The organism is Enterobacter cloacae complex sp. ECC445 (genome assembly GCF_021892025.1).
Taxonomy (GTDB): domain Bacteria; phylum Pseudomonadota; class Gammaproteobacteria; order Enterobacterales; family Enterobacteriaceae; genus Enterobacter; species Enterobacter chengduensis.
Genome location: NZ_JAKLRZ010000035.1, coordinates 1 through 23,346 on the forward strand (window position 1 = coordinate 1; position 23,346 = coordinate 23,346).

Annotated in this window: 22 protein-coding genes; 14 read left to right on the top strand and 8 right to left on the bottom strand. The window is 54.9% G+C overall.

Annotated features, from left to right (window positions below):
• The first annotated feature begins 225 nt into the window (after positions 1-225).
• Together L6R44_RS21820 and mdtD are read left to right on the top strand one after the other, a co-directional pair.
• Complete coding sequence (locus L6R44_RS21820; protein ID WP_032644290.1) at positions 226-933, top strand: FadR/GntR family transcriptional regulator; 708 nt, start codon at positions 226-228, stop codon at positions 931-933.
• The gene (gene mdtD, locus L6R44_RS21825; protein WP_237425404.1) at positions 930-2,363 is read left to right on the top strand and encodes a multidrug transporter subunit MdtD; all 1,434 of its coding nucleotides are present in this window, start codon (positions 930-932) and stop codon (positions 2,361-2,363) included. The genes L6R44_RS21820 and mdtD overlap by 4 nt, the downstream gene beginning before the upstream one ends.
• On the opposite strand, the gene rbsR is transcribed toward mdtD, so the two are convergent.
• The 7 genes from rbsR to kup all read right to left on the bottom strand — a co-directional run bounded on the left by rbsR (position 2,329) and on the right by kup (position 10,275).
• A complete protein-coding gene (gene rbsR / locus L6R44_RS21830) occupies positions 2,329-3,321 on the bottom strand; it encodes a ribose operon transcriptional repressor RbsR (RefSeq protein ID WP_072265588.1) in 993 nt (330 codons plus the stop codon). The two genes, mdtD and rbsR, sit on opposite strands and share 35 nt — an antisense overlap.
• Before the next feature lie 3 nt (positions 3,322-3,324).
• Positions 3,325-4,254, bottom strand: coding sequence for a ribokinase (gene rbsK, locus L6R44_RS21835; RefSeq protein ID WP_237425413.1), 930 nt, complete (start codon positions 4,252-4,254; stop codon positions 3,325-3,327).
• A 106-nt stretch (positions 4,255-4,360) separates the two neighbouring features.
• On the bottom strand, positions 4,361-5,251 hold the full coding sequence (gene rbsB / locus L6R44_RS21840) for a ribose ABC transporter substrate-binding protein RbsB (RefSeq protein WP_032644286.1): 891 nt from the start codon (positions 5,249-5,251) through the stop codon (positions 4,361-4,363).
• Positions 5,252-5,278: 27 nt separating this feature from the next.
• A complete protein-coding gene (gene rbsC, locus L6R44_RS21845; protein ID WP_006808742.1) occupies positions 5,279-6,244 on the bottom strand; it encodes a ribose ABC transporter permease in 966 nt (321 codons plus the stop codon).
• 4 nt (positions 6,245-6,248) lie between these two features.
• The gene (gene rbsA / locus L6R44_RS21850) at positions 6,249-7,754 is read right to left on the bottom strand and encodes a ribose ABC transporter ATP-binding protein RbsA (RefSeq protein WP_237425414.1); all 1,506 of its coding nucleotides are present in this window, start codon (positions 7,752-7,754) and stop codon (positions 6,249-6,251) included.
• A 7-nt stretch (positions 7,755-7,761) separates the two neighbouring features.
• Positions 7,762-8,181, bottom strand: coding sequence for a D-ribose pyranase (gene rbsD / locus L6R44_RS21855; protein WP_237425405.1), 420 nt, complete (start codon positions 8,179-8,181; stop codon positions 7,762-7,764).
• A gap of 225 nt (positions 8,182-8,406) precedes the next feature.
• Positions 8,407-10,275, bottom strand: coding sequence for a low affinity potassium transporter Kup (gene kup, locus L6R44_RS21860; protein ID WP_014881875.1), 1,869 nt, complete (start codon positions 10,273-10,275; stop codon positions 8,407-8,409).
• Between the two features lie 221 nt (positions 10,276-10,496).
• On the opposite strand from kup, the gene ravA reads away from it, so the two are divergent.
• Both ravA and viaA read left to right on the top strand, forming a co-directional pair.
• Entirely contained in the window at positions 10,497-11,993 is a 1,497-nt protein-coding gene (gene ravA, locus L6R44_RS21865; protein ID WP_237425406.1) for an ATPase RavA, read from the top strand.
• Positions 11,987-13,438: an ATPase RavA stimulator ViaA gene (gene viaA, locus L6R44_RS21870; protein WP_237425407.1), complete on the top strand. Its 1,452-nt coding sequence runs from the start codon at positions 11,987-11,989 to the stop codon at positions 13,436-13,438. The genes ravA and viaA overlap by 7 nt, the downstream gene beginning before the upstream one ends.
• Here viaA and asnA read toward each other — a convergent pair whose 3' ends face one another.
• Positions 13,439-14,431 carry an aspartate--ammonia ligase gene (gene asnA, locus L6R44_RS21875; RefSeq protein WP_237425408.1) on the bottom strand — a complete coding sequence of 331 codons (993 nt, stop codon included), beginning with the start codon at positions 14,429-14,431 and terminating at the stop codon, positions 13,439-13,441. It abuts the gene before it with no gap.
• Positions 14,432-14,582: 151 nt separating this feature from the next.
• On the opposite strand from asnA, the gene asnC reads away from it, so the two are divergent.
• The 10 genes from asnC (at position 14,583) to atpA (ending at position 23,307) form a co-directional block, all read left to right on the top strand.
• Positions 14,583-15,041 (top strand): transcriptional regulator AsnC, encoded by a 459-nt coding sequence (asnC, locus tag L6R44_RS21880; protein ID WP_023333916.1) that lies wholly within the window; start codon positions 14,583-14,585, stop codon positions 15,039-15,041.
• Between the two features lie 90 nt (positions 15,042-15,131).
• Entirely contained in the window at positions 15,132-15,581 is a 450-nt protein-coding gene (mioC, locus tag L6R44_RS21885; protein ID WP_032644276.1) for an FMN-binding protein MioC, read from the top strand.
• 374 nt (positions 15,582-15,955) lie between these two features.
• Entirely contained in the window at positions 15,956-17,845 is a 1,890-nt protein-coding gene (gene mnmG, locus L6R44_RS21890; RefSeq protein ID WP_032644275.1) for a tRNA uridine-5-carboxymethylaminomethyl(34) synthesis enzyme MnmG, read from the top strand.
• Positions 17,846-17,952: 107 nt separating this feature from the next.
• Positions 17,953-18,576: a 16S rRNA (guanine(527)-N(7))-methyltransferase RsmG gene (gene rsmG, locus L6R44_RS21895; protein WP_032644274.1), complete on the top strand. Its 624-nt coding sequence runs from the start codon at positions 17,953-17,955 to the stop codon at positions 18,574-18,576.
• A 616-nt stretch (positions 18,577-19,192) separates the two neighbouring features.
• Entirely contained in the window at positions 19,193-19,573 is a 381-nt protein-coding gene (atpI, locus tag L6R44_RS21900; protein ID WP_008500194.1) for a F0F1 ATP synthase subunit I, read from the top strand.
• Between the two features lie 8 nt (positions 19,574-19,581).
• Positions 19,582-20,397, top strand: a complete 816-nt coding sequence (atpB, locus tag L6R44_RS21905; RefSeq protein WP_032644273.1) for a F0F1 ATP synthase subunit A — start codon at positions 19,582-19,584, stop codon at positions 20,395-20,397.
• A 49-nt stretch (positions 20,398-20,446) separates the two neighbouring features.
• Positions 20,447-20,686: a F0F1 ATP synthase subunit C gene (gene atpE / locus L6R44_RS21910; RefSeq protein WP_000429386.1), complete on the top strand. Its 240-nt coding sequence runs from the start codon at positions 20,447-20,449 to the stop codon at positions 20,684-20,686.
• 48 nt (positions 20,687-20,734) lie between these two features.
• Positions 20,735-21,205 (top strand): F0F1 ATP synthase subunit B, encoded by a 471-nt coding sequence (gene atpF / locus L6R44_RS21915; RefSeq protein ID WP_003862370.1) that lies wholly within the window; start codon positions 20,735-20,737, stop codon positions 21,203-21,205.
• Positions 21,206-21,219: 14 nt separating this feature from the next.
• A complete protein-coding gene (gene atpH / locus L6R44_RS21920; RefSeq protein ID WP_008500192.1) occupies positions 21,220-21,753 on the top strand; it encodes a F0F1 ATP synthase subunit delta in 534 nt (177 codons plus the stop codon).
• Between the two features lie 12 nt (positions 21,754-21,765).
• Entirely contained in the window at positions 21,766-23,307 is a 1,542-nt protein-coding gene (gene atpA, locus L6R44_RS21925; protein ID WP_028017764.1) for a F0F1 ATP synthase subunit alpha, read from the top strand.
• Positions 23,308-23,346 lie beyond the last annotated feature (39 nt).

Genomic DNA, 23,346 nt, shown 5'->3' on the forward strand with positions numbered 1-23,346 from the left:
TGCTGACCCGGCGGCTTGCGTGCCGTTGTTCCGTGTCAGTGGAGGCGCATTATAGGGAGTTATTCTGACGTGACAAGAGGAAATTTAAAAAAAGTTTCTATCCGCGTTTTTTTTCACCAACAGCGATGAAATCAAGCTACAAATTGTTCTATTTGATGTATCTGCAACCACAATCACATTCGAGGTGGCATAATTATCAGCATGAATCTTTAAGGAATGAACGCGATGCCATTAAGCGCACAACAGCTGGCCGCCCAAAAAAACCTGTCGTATGTGCTGGCAGAAAAGCTGGCTCAGAGGATTTTAGCGGGTAAATATGCCCCGGGTAGTATCCTGCCGGGCGAAATGGAGCTGGGTGAGCAGTTTGGGGTGAGCCGTACCGCCGTGCGTGAAGCGGTGAAAACCCTGACGGCAAAAGGTATGGTGCTTCCACGTCCTCGTATTGGCACACGCGTGATGCCACAGAGTAACTGGAATTTTCTCGATCAGGAGCTGCTCTCCTGGTGGATGACGGAAGATAACTTTCATCAGGTTGTCGATCACTTTCTGGTGATGCGCAGCAGCCTTGAACCTCAGGCATGTCTGCTTGCCGCCACGCTAGGAACGGCAGAACAAAAAGCGCAGCTTAACGCGTTGATGGAAGAGATGGTGTTCCTGAAAAAAAACTTCAACCGCGAACGCTGGGTTGAGGTCGATATGGCCTGGCATGAACATATCTATATGATGAGCGCCAATCCGTTCCTCACCTCTTTTGCCTCTTTATTTCATTCGGTGTATCACACCTACTTTACCTCTATTACGCACAACGAAGTGGTAAAACTGGATTTGCATCAGGCGATAGTGGATGCCATTCAGGAAAGCGACGGGCAGCGAGCCCTGAGTGCGTGCCAGGCATTGCTGGCTGCGCCAACCCACCAGCAGGTAAATAAATGACAAAGAAAAAAGCGCGCAGCATGGCAGGATTGCCGTGGATTGCGGCCATGGCGTTTTTTATGCAGGCACTGGATGCCACCATCCTCAACACCGCCCTCCCCGCTATTGCGCAAAGCCTCAACCGCTCCCCGCTGGCGATGCAGTCCGCCATCATCAGCTACACCCTGACGGTCGCCATGCTGATCCCGGTCAGCGGCTGGCTGGCCGACCGCTTCGGCACCCGCAGAATTTTCATGCTGGCCGTGACGCTCTTTACGCTCGGTTCGCTGGCCTGCGCGCTCTCCTCATCCTTAACGGAGCTGGTTATCTTCCGCGTATTACAGGGCATTGGCGGCGCGATGATGATGCCGGTGGCGCGCCTTGCCTTGCTGCGAGCCTATCCCAGAAGCGAATTGCTTCCCGTGCTCAACTTCGTCACCATGCCGGGTCTTGTCGGCCCGATACTTGGCCCGGTACTCGGCGGCGTGTTTGTCACCTGGGCAAGCTGGCACTGGATCTTCCTGATTAATATTCCAATTGGCGTTGCGGGCCTACTGTATGCCCGCAAATATATGCCGAACTTCACCACGCCAAGACGCAGCTTCGACATGGGCGGCTTTTTCCTGTTTGGCCTGAGCCTGGTGTTATTCTCAAGCGGGATGGAGCTGTTTGGCGAGAAGATCGTCGCGACGTGGTTGGCGCTCTCCGTTATCCTCGCCGGGATTCTGTTATTCCTTCTTTATATACGTCACGCGCGCCATCACCCTACGCCGTTAATCTCCCTGGGGCTCTTTAATACCCGAACGTTTTCCGTCGGGATTGCAGGCAACATTGCGTCTCGTCTGGGAACGGGTTGTGTACCGTTCCTGATGCCGTTAATGCTGCAGGTGGGTTTCGGCTACCCGGCCCTGATCGCTGGCTGCATGATGGCGCCCACGGCAATGGGCTCGATTCTGGCAAAATCCACCGTTACGCAGGTGCTGCGCTGGTTTGGCTATCGTAAGACGCTGGTTGGCGTGACGGTCTTTATCGGTCTGATGATCGCGCAGTTCTCGCTACAGTCCGCCGCGTTACCCGTCTGGATGCTGATCCTACCGCTGTTTGTGCTGGGCATGGCAATGTCGACGCAGTTCACGTCGATGAACACCATCACTCTTGCCGATCTGACCGACGAAAACGCCAGCAGCGGCAACAGCGTGCTGGCGGTAACGCAGCAGCTGTCGATCAGTTTAGGGGTTGCCGTGAGTGCAGCGGTGCTGCGCTTTTATGAGGGTTTTGACAGCGCCAATACCGTTGAGCAGTTCCACTATACCTTTATCACCATGGGCGCGCTTACCGTGGTATCGGCGCTGGTCTTTATGCTGCTTAAACCGAAAGACGGACGAAACCTGATTAAAGAGCGCCACAAAGAGAAGGCTAAACCGAACCCCGTTCCATCAGAACAGGAGTAAGCTGCAGGCGCTGCTGTTGCAGCGTGGGCTGCGCCATACGGTGGATCAGCACATCGATGGCCAGCTCGCCCAGTTCATCCTTCGGCTGATGAATGGTGGTCAGCGGCGGCGTCATGTAACGGGCAAGTTCGATATCATCGTAGCCAATCACCGCCATATCGTCCGGCACGCGTAGCCCCGCCTGATACAGCGCCTGATAGGCACCAAACGCCATCGCATCGTTACCAATAAAAACCGCCTGCGGACGCTGCGCCTGCGTCAGGAGTGTCTGCATTGCCTCGAAGCCACCGTTAAATTCAAAGTCGCCGGTGATCCGGTAGCCATCAGGAATGGCGAGCCCCGCTCGCTCCATGGCGGAGAGATACCCTTCCAGACGCAAACGCGCCGGGGTTTTATCCAGCGGGCCGGTAATACAGGCGATGCGGGTATAGCCTTTATCAATCAGATACTGAGTCGCCATATCACCGCCCAGCAGGGAGTTATCCTGAATGAGATCGCTGGTTCCGTCGAACGGCGCCCAGTCCATCATCACGGTGGGGATCGAAGGGTAGCGCTGAATAATCTCTTTCGAAGGCTGGTGCGTTTCGGTACAAAGCAGCAGTAGCCCGTCGACGCGTTTTTGCATCAGCGTTTCCAGGTTACGGTTCATGCGCTGCTCGTCCCCTTCGGTATTGCACAGCACCAGGCTGTAGCCGCGCTCGAAGCAGCTGCGCTCCACGCCGCGAACCAGTTCTGAATAAAAGGGGTTGGTACTGGCGGTGATCAGCATGCCGATGGTGCGCGTCTGGTTGAGCTTAAGGCTGCGCGCCAGCGCTGACGGCGCATAGTTGAGATCTTTTACCGCGGCTTCAACTTTCTCCCGAATCGCCTCGCTGACGAAGCGATCGTTGTTAATAACGTGAGAGACCGTCGAGGTAGAAACGCCCGCCATGCGGGCGACATCTTTCATTGTGGCCAAGCGTTACCCCTGCTGACTTAAGAATTCATCAATCTCTTTACGCCACGGAACGGAAGGCTGAGCACCCTTGCGCGTCACCGCAATCGCGGCGGCAGCGTGCGCGAAGCGGATAGCGTCATCCATTCTCTTGCCTTCCAGCAGCGCGGTCACCAGTGCACCATTGAAAGTATCTCCCGCTGCGATGGTGTCAATCGCTTTGACCTTAAAGCCCGGCACGCGGCGGCCTTCGCCATTGACGCTTGCCCACACCCCACGGCTACCCAGGGTAATAATCACGGTACCGATGCCCTTATCGTGCAGTGCACGCGCGGCTCGTGCGGCATCGTCATCATTTTCAACGCGAATGCCCGTCAGCTTTTCCGCTTCGGTTTCGTTTGGCGTAATGATGTCCACCAGAGCCAGCAGCTCGTCTGATAATACACGCGCAGGGGCTGGGTTAAGTACGACAGTGGTATGATTTTCATGCGCAATTTTGGCGGCGGCCAGCACGCTTTCAACCGGTGACTCCAGCTGCATCAGCAGGGCTTCGGCTTCGCCGATGATTGCACGCTGCGCTTCAACACGATCCGTCGTCAGCGCGGCGTTAGCGCCAGCATGAATACCGATGACATTCTCACCTTCAGCGTTAACGAAAATCAGCGCCACGCCGGTAGATTCCCCTGCCACAACGCTGACCGGTGCGATATCAATGTTGTCGCTCGCCAGCTGTTTACGTACGCGCTCGCCGATATCGTCATCACCCGTGCAGGCGATAAACGCAATATTCGCCCCGCTGCGACCGGCAGCCACGGCCTGGTTTGCGCCTTTACCGCCAAATGCCACCTGATACTGATTACCGGTGACGGTTTCGCCCGGGGTAGGGAAGGTTTCAAGGTTAAGAATGTGATCGGCATTGATACTGCCAAGGACGACGAGATTGCCTGCGGTTTTCATGGTTGGGTTGTCCATCTGAGAGCGCCACCGGTGTTACCCGGTGGCGTATGCCACACTTTTCTTTATTGGTGTCCCTCAGGCAGCCAGCGACTGCCTGATTCGCCGTTTACTGCTTGATGACCAGCTTCAGGTCAACAGGGTATTTGGCCTGAACTTTTTCGCCCTTCAGCACTTTGTCGGCAGTTTCAACGCCAGTGGCGCCAATCTGCTCAGGCAGCTGAGCGATGGTCGCAGCCAGTTTGCCATCGTTTACCGCTTTTTCACCATCCGGCGTGCCGTCAAATCCGACAACCATCACATCAGATTTACCTGCGGTCTGCAGCGCGCGCAGCGCGCCCAGCGCCATTTCGTCGTTCTGGGCGAAGACCGCCTGCACGTCTGGGTGTGCAGTCAGCAGGTTCTGCATGACGTTCAGACCTTTAGTACGGTCAAAATCTGCTGGCTGGCTGGCCAGCACGTTGAATTTGTGTGCAGCCACGGCCTGCTGGAAGCCTTCACCACGCTCGCGCGCGGCGGACGTACCGGCAATCCCCTGCAGTTCGATAACTTTGGCGCCTTCACCTGCTTTCTTCGCGATGTAATCACCGGCGATTTTGCCGCCCAGCACGTTATCAGAGGCAATGTGGCTGACCACGTCACCTTTAGACGCCTGACGGTCCAGGGTGATGACCGGGATCTTCGCCTGGTTTGCCATCTTCACAGCGTTACCTACGGCGTCAGAGTCGGTTGGGTTGATCAGCAGAATCTTGGTGCCGCGAACGGTTAGGTCCTGAACGTTAGCCAGCTCTTTCGCCGGGTTGTTCTGGGAATCCAGCACCACCAGGTTGTAGCCCAGTTTGTCCGCTTCTTTCTGCGCACCGTCCTTCAGGGAGACGAAGAACGGGTTGTTCAGGGTAGAGACAACCAGCGCGATGGTATCTTTAGCCATGGCGTTAGCACTTACGGTTGCGCTCAGCGCGACAGCGGAAACCAGGGTAGCCAGTTTTTTCATGTTCATATCTAAGATGTCCTGTAGTGTCGTCAGTTACTGTTTTTTGTTGTCTACCAGTACCGCCAGCAAAATCACCACTGCCTTAACGATCATCTGGTAATAGGAGGAAACACCTAACAAATTCAAACCATTATTCAGGAAACCGAGAATCAGTGCGCCGATCAATGTCCCAACAATGCGACCTTTACCGCCCGCGAGACTCGTACCGCCCAGAACCACTGCCGCGATAGCATCCAGCTCATACCCCGTACCCGCCGTCGGCTGCGCGGAAGAAAGACGCGCCACTTCGATGATACCGGCCAGTGACGCCAGCAGGCCGCACAGGGAGTAAACGATAATTTTGACTTTATTAACGCTGATACCGGACAGGCGCGTTGCCGCTTCGTTACCGCCCAGCGCATAGATATAGCGGCCCAGACGGGTGTGGTGCAGCATGTACCACGCCGCCAGGAAGACGATAGCCATGATCCAGACCGGCGTCGGAACGCCCAGCGGGCGACCGATACCGAACCAGCCAAACAGATCCGCGTTATCGGTAAAGCCGGTGTTGACCGGGCTACCGTTGGTGTAAACCATGGTCACACCGCGCAGCAGCAGCATCATTACCAGCGTGGCGATAAACGCCTGAACGCGGCCTTTTGCCACAATCACGCCGGTGACGGCGCCAATCGCCGCACCTGCAGCCAGGGCAGCGGCAACCGCCACCAGCGCGTTGACTTCAATGCCGACAATCGAAGCGGCGATCGCGCCGGTGAGCGCCAGCAGGGAACCGACGGACAGATCGATACCCGAGGTCAAAATCACCAGCGTCATGCCGACCGCCATAATGGCGTTCACCGACGTTTGCTGCAGAATGTTGAACAGGTTATTCACGGTGAAAAAGTTCGGGCTCATGGTCGACACAATCGCGATCAGCACCAGCAGGGCAATCAGCGATTTTTGCTCCATCAGCCACGCCTTTGTGAAATAGCGGCGACCAGAAACAGCCTGGGTAGTCATCTTCTTACTCCTGATTCACGCGATTAAGCTTGCCCACAGCGGCAGCCATCAGAACTTCCTGGGTGGCCTGCTCGCGAGTGAATTCACCGCCGAGATGCCCTTCATGCATGACGATAATGCGATCGCTCATGCCTAATACTTCTGGCATCTCGGAAGAGACCAGAATGATGCTCAGACCGTCGGCCTTGAACTGGTTAATCAGCTGATAGATCTCTTTCTTCGCCCCCACGTCCACGCCACGGGTTGGCTCGTCGAGGATCAGCACTTTCGGGCGAGTCATCAGCCCGCGGGCAATCGCCACTTTCTGCTGATTGCCGCCGGACAGCAGGCCAATCGCCTGCTCCATCGACGGGGTTTTAACGTTAAAGAGGCGGATAAAATCGCTGACCGCCTGCTGCTCGTCTTTGTGCTTCAGGCTGCCGCCGCTGTGGCTGAAATAGCGCAACGCGGTCAGGGACATGTTCTCTTTCACCGACATGCCGAGCACCAGGCCGTCGCGCTTGCGGTCTTCGGAAATATAGACGATGCCGTTCGCCAGACCATCCTGCGGAGAGCGGGTGACCGCTTCATGACCGTCGAGGGTGACATAGCCGCTGGTGCGCGGCAGCGCGCCGTACAGCACTTTCATCAGCTCGGTACGTCCCGCGCCCATCAGGCCCGCCACGCCGAGGATCTCGCCCTGACGCAGGGTAAAGGTCACGTCGTTCACGCCCGGGCCGCAGAGGTTATCCACCTTCAGGCGGATCTCGCCAGGCAGCTTATCCAGATGCGGGTACTGATCTTCAAGCTTACGTCCCACCATCATTTCGATGAGCGTATCTTCGGTCAGCGTGGCCACTTCGCGCTCGGCAATAAACTGCCCGTCGCGGAAGACGGTGACGTCATCGCAAATCTCGAAGATCTCTTTCATGCGGTGAGAGATATAGACAATTCCGCGCCCCTGCGACTTCAGCTCGCGGATCACGCGGAACAGGGATTCGGTTTCGGTATCGGTCAGGGCGTCGGTCGGCTCATCCATGATGATGACTTTGGACTCAAAGCTCAGCACCTTCGCGATTTCCACCATCTGCTGGTCGCCAATGGAGAGATCGCCGACCAGGCGGTCGCTCTTAAAGCGCAGGTTCAGCTTCGCCAGCAGCTTGTCGGCCTCGGCATACATGGTTTTCCAGTCGATTTTGCCGAAGCGGTTCACGAATTCACGGCCGAGGAAGATGTTCTCCGCAATGGTAAGCTGCGGGATCAGGTTCAGCTCCTGGTGAATAATCCCGATTCCGGCTTCCTGAGAGGATTTCGGGCCAGTAAAGGTGGTCTCTTTACCCAGCCAGACAAGGGAACCCGCATCTCGCTGGTAGATACCGGTCAGCACCTTCATCATGGTGGATTTGCCGGCACCGTTTTCGCCCACCAGCGCCATCACGCGCCCGGGGTAGACGTTCAGCGCCGCGCCGGAGAGGGCTTTTACGCCCGGGAACGACTTATCGATCCCTTTGAGTTGCAGTAATGCGTCCATGATGGCCTCAGAAGGTGACGCCAGCACAGAGAATGATATTCGCATACGGGGAACACTCCCCGCTGCGAATCACCGCCTGACTGTCTGCGGTTTGTTGTTTGAATTGTTCGTGCGTCGTGTAACGAATTTCGATGGTGTTTCCCTGGTGTTGTTGCAGCTGCTCAAGGTGGCTGAGCAACGTTTCGTGGAGTTGCGGATTATGTTGTTTGATTTCCGCCGCGAGAATGGCTGCCTCAACCTGCATCTCCGCGGTAACGACTTCCAGTACCTGCATAAACGAGGGAACGCCCTGCGTTAACGCCATATCAATACGGGTTGTGCTGCGCGGAACCGGTAAGCCTGCATCGCAAACCACCAGCGAATCGGTATGCCCAAGACGGGAAATAACCGATGAGATTTCTGAGTTGAGTACAGTGCCTTTCTTCATTTTCTTGCTCCACTAGCGAAACGTTTCGCTAAAAGTAGTGTAGCGCCAGAAATGTTCAGAAAACCATCACGACGTAACAGATTTGTGATCGACGTCGAAACGTTTCGCTAAGTGAAATGGAGGGGAGGTAAATGCAAAACGGTAACCGTCAGGTTACCGTTTTTATGTTTGCGCCCTCTCCCTGTGGGAAAGGGTCAGTGTGAGGGCATCAGGCCGCTCAAAGACTTAAATCTCGACCTGCGTTCCAAGCTCAATCACGCGGTTAGGCGGGATCTCAAACTGGTCAGGCGCGCGCAGGGCGTTACGTTGCAGGATGAGGTACAGCTTGCCGCGCAGGCGCAGATACCACGGTCGCTTGCCGATGATCAGCGACTCGTGCGACATAAAGAACGACGTCTCCATCATGCGGCAGCTCAGCCCTTCCAGGCCGCAGCGGTGGAACACCTCTTCCACGTTCGGCGTTTCACGCCAGCCGTAGCTTGCCACCACGCGCCAGAAGGTCGGAGAAAGCTGCTCAATCTGAACGCGACGCACGTTGTGAACGTAAGGTGCATCTTCGGTGCGCAGCGTCAGCAGGATCACGCGCTCGTGCAGGACCTTGTTATGCTTGAGGTTATGCATCAGCGCAAACGGGATGACGTTCAACGCACGAGACATATACACCGCGGTGCCCGGCACGCGGACCGGCGGGGATTTTTCCAGAGAAGCGATCATCGCCTCCAGAGAGTTCCCGTGCTCGTGCATGCGGCGCAGCAGGCGGAAACGCTCGCTTTTCCAGGTGGTCATAACGATGAACATCACCAGACCGAGCGTCAACGGCAGCCAGCCGCCGGAGACAATCTTGTCGAGGTTCGCAGAGAACAGCGGCACGTCGATGCACAGGAAGCCCACCAGAATCATTGCCACAAGGAATTTATTCCAGTGCCAGTTTCGGTACGCCACCGTGGTGGAAAGAAGCGATGTCAGCACCATCGTACCGGTTACCGCAATACCGTACGCCGCCGCCAGGTTACTGGAGTGCTCGAAGCTGACGATGACAATCACCACCGCGAAATAGAGCAGCCAGTTAACGAACGGGATGTAGATCTGGCCCGACTCCATCTCAGAGGTATGGATGATGCGCATCGGTGAGAGATAACCCAGACGCACGGCCTGACGCGTCAGAGAAAACACCCCGGAAATCACCGCCTGAGAGGCAATAACGGTCGCCAGCGTCGCCAGGATCAGCATCGGCACCAGCGCCCAGTCGGGTGCCAGCAGGAAAAACGGGTTCTTAATCGCTTCCGGGTTCTTGAGCAGCAGCGCGCCCTGGCCGAAGTAGTTCAGCACCAGCGACGGCAGCACCACGATAAACCATGCCACGCGGATAGGCAGTTTCCCAAAGTGGCCCATGTCTGCATACAGCGCTTCCACACCGGTGATGGAGAGCACGACGGCACCCAGCGCCACGAAGGAGACCACTTTATATTCGAGGAAGAAATGCACGGCCCAGTAAGGGTTTAGCGCATGCAGCACTTCCGGGTTGGCGATAATGCTGCGCAAGCCAAGCGCCGCCAGGATCAGGAACCAGGCCAGCATAATCGGCGCAAACAGTTTGCCCACCAGCCCCGTACCGTGCTTCTGGATCGCAAACAGCAGCGTCAGCACGATTATTGCCAGCGGGACGACCCACGTATCAAGCTGCGGTGCGATAATCTCCAGCCCCTCAATCGCCGAGAGGACCGAAATCGCGGGCGTTATCACCACCTCTCCGTAGAAGAAACTGCCGCCAATCAGGCCGATAATCACCAGTACTGAGGTCATTCTGGCCGAGGTATTGCGTCCGGCAAGGGACATCAGAGTCAGGATCCCACCTTCACCTGCGTTATCAGCACGCATAACGAAGGAAAGGTATTTAACGGAAACCACCAGGATCAGCAGCCAGAAAATGAGGGACAGGAAGCCAAACACGGCATCGCGTTCAACACCAAAACCAAACTGGCCGGACAGACATTCACGAAGCGTATAAAGCGGGCTGGTGCCGATATCACCGTAGACAACCCCGATCGCCGCAAGCGTTATTGCGGGTAATGATTGCTTATTATCAGTGCTCATAGACTAGTCTTTTCGTTTAAATAACAAATGTGTTCCTGTCCCTTGGCCCACAAAAAGCGCACAGTATGCACGATTCATCGCAAAATCGTACCCCTAAATGCAACCGCATTAATGTAGCGCAAAGAGAATTGCGCCGCACTTCAGTCTATTACCAGCCCTGACTGAAACGTCTATACTCGCTTCAATTGGCCGCCACGACGGCGAAAGGATGCAAAACTATTATGGCTCACTCACATTTATTAGCAGAAAGAATTTCCCGCCTCAGCAGCGCGCTGGAGAAAGGCCTGTTCGAGCGTAGCCACGCTATTCGCCTCTGTTTACTGGCGGCGTTGAGCGGTGAAAGCGTGTTTCTGCTTGGGCCGCCGGGCATCGCCAAAAGCCTGATTGCCCGCAGGCTTAAGTTCGCTTTTCAGAATGCCCGCGCGTTTGAATATCTGATGACCCGCTTCTCCACTCCCGAAGAGGTTTTCGGCCCTCTTTCCATTCAGGCGCTGAAAGATGAAGGGCGCTACGAGCGTTTGACGGCGGGGTATCTGCCTGAGGCTGAAATTGTCTTTCTTGATGAGATCTGGAAAGCCGGCCCGGCGATTCTTAATACCCTGCTTACGGCAATTAACGAACGCCGGTTTCGCAACGGGGCCAGCGAAGAAAAAATCCCGATGCGCCTGCTGGTGGCCGCGTCAAACGAACTGCCCGAAGCCGACAGCAGCCTGGAAGCGCTGTATGACCGTATGCTGATCCGCCTGTGGCTCGATAAAGTCCAGGACAAGTCCAACTTCCGCTCTATGCTGGTCAGCCAGCAGGATGAGAACGAAAACCCGGTTGCGGCTTCTTTGCAGGTGACGGACGAGGAGTATCACCATTGGCAGGAAGAGATCGGCAAAATTAAACTGCCCGATGCCGTTTTTGAACTGATCTTCATGCTGCGCCAGCAGCTTGACTTACTCCCTTCCGCACCGTACGTCTCTGACCGTCGCTGGAAAAAAGCGATTCGCCTGCTGCAGGCAAGCGCCCTGTTCAGCGGTCGTGATGCCGTAGCCCCTATCGATCTGATCCTCCTCAAAGATTGCCTGTGGCATGACGCAGAAGGCATGAACCTGATGCAGCAGCAGCTGGACGTTTTGATGACCGGACACGCGTGGGGCCAGCAGTCTATGCTGAACCAGCTGGGTGCGATTACCCAGCGCCGGATCCAGCTTCAGCAGCAGCAAAGTGATAAAACGGCGCTGAAAGTGAATCGTCTTGGGGGCATGTTCGCCCGCAAACCGCACTACGAGCTTCCTGCGGATCTGACCGGAACGACGCTAACGCTGCTGCTCCAGCAGCCGCTCAAGCTGCACGATATGCAGGTGGTACACATTACGGTTGAGCGCGAGGCGCTGTCCCAGTGGCTCGACAAAGGCGGCGAGATCCGCGGCAAGCTCAACGGGATCGGCTTTGCGCAGCCGCTGACGATGGAAGTGGACAGCAGCCAGCACCTGGTGATCCGCGACGTCAGCCTGCAGGGCTCGCGTCTTGCGCTTCCCGGCACCGCCTCTGACAGCGTGCCGGAAGAGATCAAACAGCAGCTGGACGCGCTGGATACCGAATGGCACCAGCAGCACACCCGCTTTAGCGAGCAGCAAAAATGCCTCTTTATTCATAGCGACTGGTTAGGTCGCATCGAAGCCAGCCTGCAGGACGTCAGCGCGCAGATCAAACAGGCGCGTCAATGTTAACGCTGGATACGCTCAACGTCATGCTGGCCGTCAGCGAGGAGGGGTTGATCGAAGAAGTGGTCATTACCCTTCTGGCGTCGCCGCAGCTGGCGGCGTTTTTTGAAAAATTCCCGAAGCTCAAAAAGGCGATGACCGACGATCTCCCGCGCTGGCGCGAAAATCTGCGACAGCGATTTAAAGAGACTGAAGTTCCGCCGGAGCTGACGGAGGAAGTCTCGGCCTATCAGCAGTGCCAGCGGCTCTCCACGACGCAGTTTATCGTCCAGCTCCCGCAAACCCTGGCGCTGCTCGACAACGTCCACTCTCCGTTTGCCGGCCAGGCCCGAGCGCTGGTTACGGATAACGCCACCTTTACTCCCGCCCTGCACACCCTCTTTTTACAGCGCTGGCGCCTCAGCCTGGTGGTTCAGGCCACGACGCTAAACCAGCAGCTGCTGGACGAAGAGCGCGAACAGCTGCTCAGTGAAGTACAGGAACGTATGACCCTGAGCGGCCAGCTTGAGCAGGTGCTGGTGGAAAATGAAAACGCCGCGGGTCGTCTCTGGGACATGACCGCCGGTCAGCTCCGACGCGGGGATTACCAGCTGATCGTCAAATACGGCGATTTTCTGGCGCAGCAGCCGGAGCTGATGAAGCTTGCTGAACAGCTGGGGCGCTCAAGGGAGGCAAAATCGGTTCCAAAGAAGGATGCCCCGATGGAAACCTTCCGCACCCTGGTACGCGAACCGGCTACCGTGCCGGAGCAGGTCGACGGGCTCCAGCAGAGCGATGACATTCTGCGCCTGCTGCCCACCGAGTTAAGCACGCTGGGCATGACCGAGCTGGAGTATGAGTTCTACCGACGGCTGGTGGAAAAACAGCTTCTTACCTACCGGCTGCACGGCGAAGCCTGGCGCGAGAAGCTGAGCCAGCGGCCGGTCGTCCATCAGGATTTTGATGAACAGCCGCGCGGGCCGTTTATTGTGTGCGTGGATACGTCCGGATCGATGGGCGGCTTTAACGAGCAGTGCGCGAAGGCGTTTTGCCTGGCACTGATGCGCGTGGCGCTCGCCGACCGCCGTCGCTGCTTTATCATGCTGTTCTCCAGCGAGGTGGTGGGCTATGAGCTGACGAACCAGCAGGGTATCGAGCAGGCAATCCGCTTCCTGAGCCAGCGTTTTCGCGGCGGCACGGATCTGGCCAGCTGCTTTCGCAGCATTGTGGAGCGTATGCATGGCGGTGACTGGTACGACGCTGACGCGGTGGTGATTTCCGATTTTATTGCCCAGCGGCTGCCGGATGACGTGGTGAATAAGGTGAAGGAATTGCAGCGGGTGCATCAGCACCGTTTCCATGCGGTGGCGATGTCCGCCCATGGAAAACCCGGCATCATGCGCATCTTCGATCATATCTGGCGCTTTGATACCGGGCTGCGTAGCCGCCTGCTCAGACGCTGGCAGCGTTAATTACAGAAGAGAGCCGACGCTTTCGCGTACCTGCTGCGGCCAGACGCCACACTGAACCTGACCGATATGGGGTAATTGCAGGAGCAGCATGGTCAGGCGGGACTGGCCGATACCGCCACCAATCGTCTGCGGCATTTCCCCGCGCAGCAGCGCCTGGTGCCACTCTAATTTGAGACGATCTTCATCGCCGGTGGTCGCCAGCTGGCGCTTCAGCGCGTCGGCATCCACGCGGATCCCCATAGAAGAAAGCTCAAATGCGTCTTCCAGTACCGGGTTCCAGACCAGAATATCGCCGTTCAGCCCGGCAAAGTCGCCCTCACCCGCAGTGCTCCAGTCATCATAATCCGGCGCACGAACGTCGTGGCGTTTGCCATCCGACAGCTTACCTCCGATACCGATCAGGAACACGGCACCTAATTCTTTGGCGATCGCTCGCTCACGCCCTTTGGCGTCCAGATCCGGGAAGCGGGTCAGTAATTCCTGGCAGTGAACAAAGTGGATCGTTTCCGGCAGGAACGGTGCCAGGCCAAACTCTTTGCTTACGGCGGCTTCGGTTGCTTTGATCCCGGCGTAGATCGCCTCAACGGTGGATTTCAGCGTGCCGACGTGGCGCTCGCCATCCCCCATCACGCGCTCCCAGTCCCACTGGTCGACGTAAACAGAGTGAATAGGTGAGAGGCGATCTTCATCGGGGCGAAGGGCTTTCATGTGCGTGTAAAGCCCTTCGCCCGCGCTGAAGTCGTGTTGTCCCAGGGTTTGACGCTTCCACTTCGCCAGGGAATGAACCACTTCGAACTGGGCGTCTGGCAGTGTTTTCACTTTCACCTGTACCGCTTTTTCGCATCCAGACAGGTTATCCTGGGTCCCGTCACCCACGCGGCTAAGAATCGGAGCCTGAACTTCAATCAGCCCAAGCTTCTCTTCCAGCTGGCGGGAAAAGTGGGATTTAACGAAACTGATCTGGCGTTGTTTTGCGATGTAAGCGGTTTTCATTATTTATACTCCTGCGTCCTGTTGCTATTGATTAAGCAACAGAAATGGCACCTTATTCAATAACCCATCAACAAAAAGCCACCTTCAGTTTTGATTCGATAAAATAGAGCGCTAGAATAGAGTGATTCATTAATCTTCATAAGATAAAGCTATGGAAAATTATCAGATCGACAATCTCGACCGCGGCATTCTGGAGGCGTTGATGGCGAATGCCCGTACCGCCTACGCCGAACTGGCAAAACAGTTTGGCGTCAGCCCGGGGACTATTCACGTTCGCGTAGAGAAAATGAAGCAGGCGGGCATCATTACCGGCGCGCGCATAGACGTCAGCCCTAAACATCTGGGTTATGACGTCTGTTGCTTTATCGGCATCATTCTAAAAAGCGCCAAAGACTACCCTTCCGCCCTGGCAAAGCTGAACGCGCTGGATGAAGTCACCGAGGCTTATTACACCACCGGGCATTACAGCATCTTTATTAAAGTCATGTGCCGATCCATCGACGCGCTCCAGCAGGTACTTATCAACAAGATCCAAACAATCGATGAAATTCAGTCCACCGAGACGCTGATCTCCCTGCAAAACCCGATCATGCGTACCATCCGCCCGTGATCGGGCAAATTCATTCCCACATTTTCCACAGGTAGATCCCAGCTCGTTCACAGCGTACAATGGCCGTCTCTTTATCTGGGCGAGCGATCAATGGCGGACATTACCCTTATCAGCGGCAGCACCCTTGGTGGTGCGGAATACGTTGCGGAACACCTGGCTGAAAAGCTGGAAGATGCAGGCTTTTCTACAGAGACACTGCACGGACCGTTGCTTGAAGATCTCCCGACTGACGGGGTCTGGCTGCTGATCACCTCCACGCACGGCGCAGGCGATCTGCCCGATAACCTGCAACCTTTATATGACGAACTGCTGGAACAGCAGCCTGACCTGTCAAACGTCCGTTTTGGCGCGGTGGGGATCGGCAGTCGTGAATATGACACCTTTTGCGGTGCAATAGAGAAAGTTGAAGCAGCTGTCTCCTCTTGTGGAGCAAAACAGCTGGGTGAAACGCTCAAGATCAACATCCTCGATCATGACATTCCGGAGGATCCAGCCGAGATCTGGCTCGCGGAATGGAAAAATTTACTCAAAAACGATTAAAGATCGTGCGATCAGATGTGGATAACTCTGGTTAAAAGCTCGTATTAACCCGTAGTTATCCAAAGAACAATCGTAGCTTCGTTTTTGACCTGTGTATAAAGTCGCGATCTGATCCCAGCTTATACGGTCCAGGATCACCGATCATTCACAGCAAACGATCCTTTCTAACCCCATGATCTTCTTTATGAGATCGGACTTATCCACACAGGTTCGCGATCCTAATAAGAGATCACAATAGAACAGATCTCTAAATAAAAAGATCTTCTTTTTAATAGCCCAGGATCCCAATGCTTTCTCGAAAGACTAAAGTTGAGTAGAATCCACGGCCCGGGCTTCAATCCATTTTCATACCGCTTTACGCGAGGCAGACCACCATGTTTTATCAGGATCCTTTTGACGTCATCATCATTGGCGGGGGTCACGCAGGCACTGAGGCCGCAATGGCCGCAGCGCGTATGGGTCAGCAGACCCTGCTTTTGACACACAATATCGACACGCTGGGACAAATGTCCTGTAATCCGGCGATTGGCGGCATTGGGAAAGGACACCTGGTAAAAGAAGTGGATGCACTTGGCGGCCTGATGGCGAAAGCGATCGATCGGGCCGGCATCCAGTTTAGGATACTAAACGCAAGTAAGGGTCCCGCTGTGCGTGCGACCCGCGCGCAGGCAGACCGCGTGCTTTACCGTCAGGCGGTGCGCACCGCCCTGGAGAATCAGCCGAACCTGATGATCTTCCAGCAGGCGGTTGAAGATCTTATCGTTGAGAACGATCGCGTCGTGGGTGCCGTGACCCAGATGGGGCTCAAGTTCCGCGCGAAAGCCGTGGTGCTGACCGTAGGGACATTCCTGGACGGTAAAATTCATATCGGTCTGGATAACTACAGCGGTGGCCGTGCTGGCGATCCGCCGTCTATTCCACTGTCTCGTCGTCTGCGTGAACTGCCGCTGCGCGTCAGCCGCCTGAAAACCGGTACGCCGCCGCGTATTGACGCACGCACCATTGATTTCAGCGTGCTGGCGCAACAGCACGGCGATAACCCAATGCCGGTCTTCTCGTTTATGGGCAATGCGGCACAGCATCCGCAGCAGGTGCCGTGCTACATCACGCATACCAACGAGAAAACCCATGACGTGATCCGCAATAACCTCGATCGTAGCCCCATGTATGCCGGCGTGATCGAAGGGATCGGTCCGCGCTACTGCCCATCGATCGAAGACAAAGTGATGCGCTTTGCCGATCGTAACCAGCACCAGATCTTCCTGGAGCCGGAAGGGCTGACCTCAAACGAAATTTACCCGAACGGCATCTCCACCAGCCTGCCGTTCGACGTGCAGATGCAAATTGTTCGCTCTATGCAGGGGATGGAAAATGCGAAAATCGTCCGTCCTGGCTACGCTATTGAGTACGATTTCTTCGATCCGCGTGACCTGAAGCCAACCCTGGAGAGCAAATTCATCCACGGTCTGTTCTTCGCGGGGCAGATTAACGGTACTACCGGTTATGAAGAAGCGGCCGCGCAGGGTCTGCTGGCCGGTCTGAACGCCGCCCGCTTCTCTGCTGAGAAAGAGGGCTGGGCACCGGCGCGTTCTCAGGCGTATCTGGGCGTGCTGGTTGACGATCTCTGCACGCTGGGTACCAAAGAACCGTACCGTATGTTTACTTCTCGCGCGGAATATCGCCTGATGCTGCGTGAAGACAACGCCGACCTGCGTCTGACCGAAATGGGCCGCGAGCTGGGTCTGGTCGATGACGAGCGCTGGGCGCGCTTCAACGAGAAGCTGGAACGCATTGAACAGGAACGTCAGCGTCTGAAAACCACCTGGGTGAATCCGCAGGCGGAAACCGCAGCAGAAGTAAACGCTCACTTAACAGCGCCGCTGTCGCGTGAAGCCAGTGGGGAAGATCTGCTGCGTCGTCCTGAAGTCACCTATGAGAACCTGGTCAAACTGACCGCGTTCGCGCCGGGTCTGGAAGACGCTGAAGCGGCCGAGCAGGTTGAGATCCAGGTCAAGTACGAAGGCTACATCGCACGTCAGCAGGATGAGATCGAAAAACAGCAGCGCAACGAAAACACGCTGCTGCCGGAAATGCTGGACTACCGTCAGGTCACGGGCCTTTCCAACGAAGTCATCGCTAAGCTTAACGATCACAAACCGGTGTCGATTGGCCAGGCGTCCCGCATCTCGGGCGTTACCCCTGCGGCGATTTCGATTCTGCTGGTCTGGCTGAAAAAGCAGGGCATGCTGCGCCGCAGCGCGTAATTGACATTGCTTTTGGCGGGTGGCGCTTCGCTTACCCGCCCTACTTATTCGTAGGCCCGGTAAGCGGCAGCGCCACCGGGCGAAAAATCTCTAAACAGGTATTCACCGTGCTCAACAAACTCTCTCGTCTGCTGGATCAGGCAGGTATTTCGCTCACCGATCACCAGAAAAATCAGCTGGTGGCCTATGTCGACATGCTGAACAAATGGAACAAAGCGTACAACCTGACGTCGGTACGCGACCCCAACGAGATGCTCGTTCGCCATATTCTCGACAGCATCGTGGTGGCGCCATATCTAAAAGGCGAACGTTTTATCGACGTGGGGACGGGCCCTGGTCTGCCGGGCGTTCCGCTGTCGATTGTTCGCCCTGAGAGCCATTTCACGCTGCTCGACAGCCTTGGCAAGCGCGTGCGCTTTTTACGTCAGGTCCAGCATGAGCTGAAGCTTGAGAACATCACGCCCGTGCAGAGTAGGGTAGAGGAATTCCCGGCAGAGCCGCCGTTTGACGGGGTTATCAGCCGCGCATTTGCGTCGCTCAACGATATGGTGAGCTGGTGCAAGCACTTACCTGCGAAAGATGGCCGCTTTTATGCGCTGAAAGGGCAGTTGCCAGGCGATGAAATTGAACAGCTTCCGGACGGTTTTGCCGTCGAGTCAATTGAGAAATTACAGATCCCTCAGCTCGAAGGTGAACGTCATCTGGTGATAATTAAGCCAAACAATTTTTAAAAAATTAATAAAAAATGTGGAATTCGTGCTGTTCTTATCATGTTAAAAAACAGCACAACTACCGGGGATTTACCGGTGAGCTTTTAACCTCTGCTTCACTAAGGTTTTTCTTCCGGTTAACCTGGTACGTGTTATTCACCAGAAAGATAGTCATCTCTGAAAATATAAGTCTGCTAAAAGTGGAAGGCAGTAACCAGAACGTAATGTTAATTGTTTATTAAGAATGTCAATAAAAGGTTTTTATTGTGTACTGGGCTGTTTTGAAAAAAGTTAAGACGTTTTGCGTTTAATTTCATAAAGATAAATTTCTGCGATTTGAGCCTTTGATAAATACAACCTTATCGTAAATGTGTGTTTTGTGATCTCGTGCACGCTTTATCACCAACGTTTTCGCGCTGTTTGCAGTTTTGGCCGAAGGCTGGCGCTTAAAGCGAAAGTTAAAAAATAGCGGTGGGGAAAAATATTTAAACATTTATTCACCTTTTCGCTACTTAATGTTTGAAATCACGGGTGCGCACCGTATAATTTGACCGCTTTTTGATGCTTGACTCTGAGCCTTAAAGGACGTTTTATACGACACGCGGCATACCTCGAAGGGAGCAGGAGTAAAAACGTGATGTCTGTGTCGCTCTTGAGTAGAAACGTTGCTCGTAAGCTTCTGTTCATTCAGTTTCTGGCTGTGATAGCAAGTGGACTGCTGTTTAGCCTCAAAGACCCCTTCTGGGGCATCTCCGCCGTGTGCGGGGGTTTGGCGGTAGTGCTGCCAAACGTGTTGTTTATGATTTTTGCCTGGCGTCATCAGGCGCATACACCCGCCAAAGGCCGCGTGGCCTGGTCCTTCGCCCTCGGCGAAGTGTGTAAGGTGTTGCTGACCTTTGCTCTACTGGTGATGGCGCTGGCGGTTTTGAAAGTGGTCTTCATGCCGCTGATAGCAACGTGGGTTTTGGTGCTGGTGGTACAAGTTCTGGCTCCAGCTGTAATCAATAACAAAGGGTAAAAGGCATCATGGCTTCAGAAAATATGACGCCGCAGGATTACATAGGTCACCATCTGAATAACCTTCAGCTGGACCTGCGTACATTCTCGCTGGTGGATCCACATAACCCCCCGGCCACCTTCTGGACGATCAACATCGACTCCATGTTCTTCTCGGTGGTTTTGGGTCTTCTGTTCCTGGCCATGTTCCGCGGTGTTGCTAAACGAGCGACCAGCGGTGTTCCAGGGAAATTCCAGACGTTCGTTGAGATGATCATCGGCTTCGTCCATGGCAGCGTGAAAGACATGTACCATGGTAAGAGCAAGCTGATTGCTCCGCTGGCCCTGACCGTGTTCGTTTGGGTCTTCCTGATGAACCTGATGGACCTGCTGCCAATCGATCTGCTGCCGTTTATCGGCGAGCACATCTTCGGCCTGCCTGCGCTGCGTGTGGTACCGTCTGCGGACGTGAACATCACCCTGTCGATGGCGCTGGGCGTGTTTATCCTGATTCTTTTCTACAGCATCAAAATGAAAGGCGTAAGCGGCTTTGTGAAAGAGCTTACCTTGCAGCCGTTCAACCACTGGGCGTTTATTCCGGTCAACCTGATCCTGGAAGGCGTTAGCCTGCTGTCCAAACCTGTTTCACTGGGTCTGCGACTGTTCGGCAACATGTATGCGGGTGAGCTGATTTTCATTCTGATCGCGGGTCTTCTGCCGTGGTGGTCACAGTGGGTTCTGAATGTGCCGTGGGCCATTTTCCACATCCTGATCATTACGCTGCAAGCCTTTATCTTCATGGTTCTGACGATCGTCTATCTGTCGATGGCGTCTGAAGAGCACTGATTTTTTACCAACACTACTACGTTTTAATTGAAACAAACTGGAGACTGTCATGGAAAACCTGAATATGGATCTGCTGTACATGGCTGCCGCTGTGATGATGGGTCTGGCGGCTATCGGTGCTGCGATCGGTATCGGCATCCTCGGGGGCAAATTCCTGGAAGGCGCAGCGCGTCAACCTGATCTGATTCCTCTGCTGCGTACTCAGTTCTTTATCGTTATGGGTCTGGTGGATGCTATCCCAATGATCGCTGTAGGTCTGGGTCTGTACGTGATGTTTGCTGTCGCGTAGTAGTAGTTTTAAAACCCTAAGCCACAGATATTAAAGAGGTATTGTGCTGTGAACATGAACGCAACAATCCTCGGCCAGGCCATCGCGTTTATTCTCTTTGTCTGGTTCTGCATGAAGTATGTATGGCCGCCTTTAATGGCTGCCATCGAAAAACGTCAGAAAGAAATTGCTGACGGTCTGGCTTCTGCAGAACGCGCTAAGAAAGATTTGGACCTTGCACAGGCCAACGCGACAGACCAGCTGAAAAAAGCGAAAGCGGAAGCTCAGGTTATCATCGAACAGGCTAACAAACGCCGTTCGCAGATACTGGACGAAGCCAAAGCTGAAGCAGAACAGGAACGTACTAAGATCGTGACACAGGCTCAGGCTGAAATTGAAGCTGAGCGTAAACGTGCTCGTGAAGAACTGCGTAAGCAGGTTGCGATTCTGGCTGTTGCTGGCGCCGAGAAGATCATCGAACGTTCCGTGGATGAAGCTGCTAACAGCGACATCGTGGACAAACTTGTCGCTGAACTGTAAGGAGGGAGGGGCTGATGTCTGAATTTGTTACGGTAGCTCGCCCCTACGCCAAAGCAGCTTTTGACTTTGCTATCGAACACCAAAATGTCGATCGCTGGCAGAATATGCTGGCGTTTGCCGCTGAGGTGACGAAAAACGAACAAATGGCCGAGTTGCTTTCCGGTGCGTTAGCACCTGAAACTCTCGCCGCGTCGTTTATCGCCGTGTGCGGAGAGCAACTGGATGCCAACGGCCAGAACCTGATTAAGGTGATGGCAGAAAATGGTCGTCTCCGTGTGCTCCCGGATGTTCTCGAGCAGTTTGAGCACTTACGTGCCCTTAGTGAAGCTACCGCTGAAGTTGAAGTGACTTCTGCAACTGAACTGAGTGACGAACAGCTTGCGAAAATCACCGCCGCGATGGAAAAACGTCTGTCACGCAAAGTTAAGCTGAATTGCAAAATCGATAAGTCTGTAATGGCAGGCGTAATCATCCGCTCGGGTGATATGGTCATTGATGGCAGCGTACGCGGCCGTCTTGAGCGCCTTGCAGACGTCTTGCAGTCTTAAGGGGACTGGAGCATGCAACTGAATTCCACCGAAATCAGCGAACTGATCAAGCAGCGCATTGCTCAGTTCAATGTTGTGAGTGAAGCTCACAACGAAGGTACTATTGTTTCTGTAAGTGACGGTGTTATCCGCATCCACGGCCTGGCCGATTGTATGCAGGGTGAGATGATTTCCCTGCCGGGTAACCGTTACGCTATCGCACTGAACCTGGAGCGCGACTCCGTAGGTGCAGTTGTGATGGGTCCATACGCTGACCTCGCCGAAGGCATGAAGGTTAAGTGTACTGGCCGTATTCTGGAAGTGCCGGTTGGCCGTGGCCTGCTGGGTCGCGTTGTTAACACCCTGGGTGCACCAATCGACGGTAAAGGTCCGGTTGAGCACGATGGCTTCTCTCCAATCGAAGTTATCGCACCGGGCGTTATCGACCGTCAGTCCGTAGATCAGCCTGTTCAGACAGGTTATAAGTCCGTTGATGCCATGATCCCAATCGGTCGTGGTCAGCGTGAACTGATCATCGGTGACCGTCAGACCGGTAAAACCGCGATGGCAATCGACGCCATCATCAACCAGCGTGACTCCGGTATCAAATGTGTGTACGTGGCCATCGGCCAGAAAGCGTCCACCATTTCCAACGTGGTTCGTAAACTGGAAGAGCACGGCGCGCTGGCTAACACCATCGTTGTTGTGGCTACCGCTTCTGAATCTGCTGCACTGCAATACCTGGCGCCGTACGCGGGTTGCGCAATGGGCGAATACTTCCGTGACCGCGGTGAAGATGCGCTGATCGTATACGATGACCTGTCTAAACAGGCTGTTGCTTATCGTCAGGTTTCCCTGCTGCTCCGTCGTCCACCTGGACGTGAAGCATTCCCTGGCGACGTATTCTACCTCCACTCTCGTCTGCTGGAGCGTGCTTCCCGCGTTAACGCGGAATACGTCGAGAACTTCACCAAAGGTGAAGTGAAGGGTAAAACGGGCTCACTGACCGCGCTGCCGATCATTGAAACCCAGGCGGGTGACGTTTCTGCGTTCGTTCCGACCAACGTAATCTCCATTACCGATGGTCAGATCTTCCTGGAAACCAACCTGTTTAACTCCGGTATTCGTCCGGCGGTTAACCCGGGTATCTCCGTATCCCGTGTTGGTGGTGCTGCTCAGACCAAGATCATCAAGAAACTGTCCGGTGGTATCCGTACCGCGCTGGCACAGTATCGTGAACTGGCTGCGTTCTCTCAGTTCGCATCCGATCTGGACGAAGCAACCCGTAAACAGCTGAGCCACGGTCAGAAAGTGACCGAGCTGCTGAAGCAGAAACAGTACGCACCTATGTCTGTTGCTCAGCAGGGCCTGGTACTGTTCGCGGCTGAACGCGGTTACCTCGAAGATGTGGAACTGGCGAAAATCGGTAGCTTCGAAGCCGCTCTGCTGGCTTACGTTGACCGTGATCACGCTCCGCTGATGCAAGAGATCAACCAGACCGGTGGCTATAACGACGAAATCGAAGGCAAGCTGAAAGCTATCCTCGATTCCTTCAAAGCAACCCAATCCTGGTAATCGTCCGGCGGCTTGTCTCAGGACAAGCCGCCTGGCATT

What these genes read in the sequence shown, in the direction of transcription:
- L6R44_RS21820 (WP_032644290.1), top strand. Translation starts at nt 226, where the DNA reads ATGCCATTAAGCGCACAACAGCTGGCCGCCCAAAAAAACCTGTCGTAT.
- mdtD (WP_237425404.1), top strand. Translation starts at nt 930, where the DNA reads ATGACAAAGAAAAAAGCGCGCAGCATGGCAGGATTGCCGTGGATTGCG.
- rbsK (WP_237425413.1), bottom strand. Translation starts at nt 4,254, where the DNA reads ATGAAAACCGCAGGCAATCTCGTCGTCCTTGGCAGTATCAATGCCGAT.
- rbsB (WP_032644286.1), bottom strand. Translation starts at nt 5,251, where the DNA reads ATGAACATGAAAAAACTGGCTACCCTGGTTTCCGCTGTCGCGCTGAGC.
- rbsC (WP_006808742.1), bottom strand. Translation starts at nt 6,244, where the DNA reads ATGACTACCCAGGCTGTTTCTGGTCGCCGCTATTTCACAAAGGCGTGG.
- rbsA (WP_237425414.1), bottom strand. Translation starts at nt 7,754, where the DNA reads ATGGACGCATTACTGCAACTCAAAGGGATCGATAAGTCGTTCCCGGGC.
- rbsD (WP_237425405.1), bottom strand. Translation starts at nt 8,181, where the DNA reads ATGAAGAAAGGCACTGTACTCAACTCAGAAATCTCATCGGTTATTTCC.
- kup (WP_014881875.1), bottom strand. Translation starts at nt 10,275, where the DNA reads ATGAGCACTGATAATAAGCAATCATTACCCGCAATAACGCTTGCGGCG.
- ravA (WP_237425406.1), top strand. Translation starts at nt 10,497, where the DNA reads ATGGCTCACTCACATTTATTAGCAGAAAGAATTTCCCGCCTCAGCAGC.
- viaA (WP_237425407.1), top strand. Translation starts at nt 11,987, where the DNA reads ATGTTAACGCTGGATACGCTCAACGTCATGCTGGCCGTCAGCGAGGAG.
- asnA (WP_237425408.1), bottom strand. Translation starts at nt 14,431, where the DNA reads ATGAAAACCGCTTACATCGCAAAACAACGCCAGATCAGTTTCGTTAAA.
- asnC (WP_023333916.1), top strand. Translation starts at nt 14,583, where the DNA reads ATGGAAAATTATCAGATCGACAATCTCGACCGCGGCATTCTGGAGGCG.
- mioC (WP_032644276.1), top strand. Translation starts at nt 15,132, where the DNA reads ATGGCGGACATTACCCTTATCAGCGGCAGCACCCTTGGTGGTGCGGAA.
- mnmG (WP_032644275.1), top strand. Translation starts at nt 15,956, where the DNA reads ATGTTTTATCAGGATCCTTTTGACGTCATCATCATTGGCGGGGGTCAC.
- atpI (WP_008500194.1), top strand. Translation starts at nt 19,193, where the DNA reads ATGTCTGTGTCGCTCTTGAGTAGAAACGTTGCTCGTAAGCTTCTGTTC.
- atpB (WP_032644273.1), top strand. Translation starts at nt 19,582, where the DNA reads ATGGCTTCAGAAAATATGACGCCGCAGGATTACATAGGTCACCATCTG.
- atpE (WP_000429386.1), top strand. Translation starts at nt 20,447, where the DNA reads ATGGAAAACCTGAATATGGATCTGCTGTACATGGCTGCCGCTGTGATG.
- atpH (WP_008500192.1), top strand. Translation starts at nt 21,220, where the DNA reads ATGTCTGAATTTGTTACGGTAGCTCGCCCCTACGCCAAAGCAGCTTTT.
- atpA (WP_028017764.1), top strand. Translation starts at nt 21,766, where the DNA reads ATGCAACTGAATTCCACCGAAATCAGCGAACTGATCAAGCAGCGCATT.